The organism is Frigoribacterium sp. Leaf44, assembly GCF_001421865.1.
Taxonomy (GTDB): domain Bacteria; phylum Actinomycetota; class Actinomycetes; order Actinomycetales; family Microbacteriaceae; genus Frigoribacterium.
Genome location: NZ_LMLG01000001.1, coordinates 834,495 through 836,480, shown reverse-complemented (window position 1 = coordinate 836,480; position 1,986 = coordinate 834,495). Strand labels below are relative to the sequence as shown.

The window sequence follows — 1,986 nt, the reverse complement described above, 5'->3', positions numbered from 1 at the left end:
CTCTCGGGCCCCTCGTCGGTGCGACGTGGTCGCATGGCGGGCCTCGGTACACTCCCCATCATGACCGANCCCCCGCCCCGCCGTGCCCTCCCGTCACCCTCTGACCGCCTCGGGCAGCGTCGAGCTGGCCGTGCTCGAACGCTCGGGCTGGGACGAGAGCCGTCACCTCGGTGCGGGCGTCGTCGTGGACGCCGACGGGCACGAACTGCGTCGGGCCGGGGACGCCGAGGCGACGATCTACCCGCGCTCCTGCCTCAAACCGCTGCAAGCGCTCACGGTGCTGCGGTCGGGAGTCTCGCTCGACGGTCCTCAGGCCGTGCTGGCGACGGCGAGCCACGCCGGTACGCGGGCCCACCTCGACGTGGTCGGGGCCCTGCTCGGCCGCTCGGGCAGCACCGAGGACGACCTCCTCTGCCCGCCGGACTGGCCCGGCGACCGGGCCAGCGCCCGTGAGGCCTCCGCGAAGCGCCGCCTCGCCATGAACTGCTCGGGCAAGCACGCCTCGTTCCTGCTGGCCTGTGCCGAGAACGGCTGGGACCCGTCGAGCTACGTCGCCACCGACCATCCCCTGCAGGCCGCCGTCCGCGAGACGGTCGCCGAGTTCACCGGCGAGACCGTCGACCACGCCGGTGTCGACGGCTGCGGCGCCCCGGTGATCGCGACCACCGTGGTCGGCCTGGCCCGGGCGATCGCCCGCATCACCGGGTCGGTCCGCCCGACCGGCGCGGGACGTGACGAGCACGCGGCGCACCTCGTGGAGGCCGTCCTCGGCGACGCCTGGGCGATCGACGGCCCCGGTCGCGCCAACACGGTGACGATCGACGAGCTCGGCGTGCTGGCCAAGCTGGGCGCCGAGGGCGTCATGGTGATGGGCACGACCGACGGCGTCGCTGTGGCCGTGAAGGTGCTCGACGGGAACGTGAGGGCCGGCACCCTGGTGGCGCTGCGCCTCCTGGTCGACGAGGGGGCCGTCGACTCGGCCGCCGCCGATCGTGTGATCGAGCGGACGCTCGAGAAGGTCACCGGAGGTGACGGTCTCGTGGGTCGCATCCGTCTCGGCAGCGGTCTCGACCGCTAGACCCGTCGAGCGGGGTCGTCGAACACCGACACGAAGGCGACCCGCAGGCTCTGCCGACACGGCCGGCCGTCCTTGAGGGTGACCGTGGCCTCGCCGTCCGGACCGATCACGACGACGGTGTCGACCGGCGGCGGTTCGGCCGCGGGCAGGTCCCCCGCCGCGGGAACCGTGCCGACGAGCACGCAGTCGACGGCCTCGGCCGCCTGGGCCGCCGAAGCCCCCGCGGACCGCAGCTGACGGCGGAGGCCCGATGCCACGGCCTCGGCCACGACAGGCGGTCCGACGACACGGACGGTCGACGAGAGGGGCACGCAGAGCGGTGCCTCGTCGAGGGTGGCCGCCTCGGCGCGGAGGCGTGCCAGTCGGGCGACGGCCGGGTCGGTCGCCTCGAGGTCGTCCTCGGGACGCCCCTCGAGCACCAGCCCGCTGGAGGCGCGACCCACCCCGAGCACCAGCACCCGGGTCGGACGACGTCCGGCGTCGGACGCACCGAACCGATCGGCCGTCGGGTACCAGTCGGCCAGTTCACGCGACCGTGCCGCTCGCAAGCGCGCGACGACCTCGTCGACCGCGTCGAGGGACTCCAGGAATCGCGATCGTTCGCGACGGGCCGAGAGGGTCGCCCCGACGACACGGTCGACGGCCCAGCCGACCAGGACCGCGAGAGTCGTGAGGACCGAGGACACGAGGACGGCGGGCAGGCCTGTCCAGGGGACGAGAGCACCGAACCCCGAGAGGACGGCACCCGTCGACATCGCCGCGACCGGCGCGGCCGTCGGACGGGTCCGGGCCGGTGCCGGTGGAAGTCGCACGCTCGGGGGGACGCGCGGGGACGTCAGGGGGGTCGAGGACGTGGCGGAGGTCGACAGCGTCCCGGGGTTCGAGGGGTCCATGCATCCAGTGGAGCG

At 74.4% G+C, this 1,986-nt stretch carries 2 protein-coding genes; one reads left to right on the top strand and one right to left on the bottom strand.

The features are described from left to right. Positions 1–82 precede the first annotated feature (82 nt). The gene (locus ASE87_RS03840; protein ID WP_056226047.1) at positions 83–1,078 is read left to right on the top strand and encodes an asparaginase; all 996 of its coding nucleotides are present in this window, start codon (positions 83–85) and stop codon (positions 1,076–1,078) included. On the opposite strand, the gene ASE87_RS03835 is transcribed toward ASE87_RS03840, so the two are convergent. Beyond that, positions 1,075–1,971, bottom strand: a complete 897-nt coding sequence (locus tag ASE87_RS03835) for a hypothetical protein (protein ID WP_056226046.1) — start codon at positions 1,969–1,971, stop codon at positions 1,075–1,077. The two genes, ASE87_RS03840 and ASE87_RS03835, sit on opposite strands and share 4 nt — an antisense overlap. Between the last annotated feature and the right edge of the window lie 15 nt (positions 1,972–1,986).

Bases quoted from the DNA above. Each gene is read 5' to 3' on its own strand.
- ASE87_RS03835 (WP_056226046.1), bottom strand. From the start codon at position 1,971: ATGGACCCCTCGAACCCCGGGACGCTGTCGACCTCCGCCACGTCCTCG.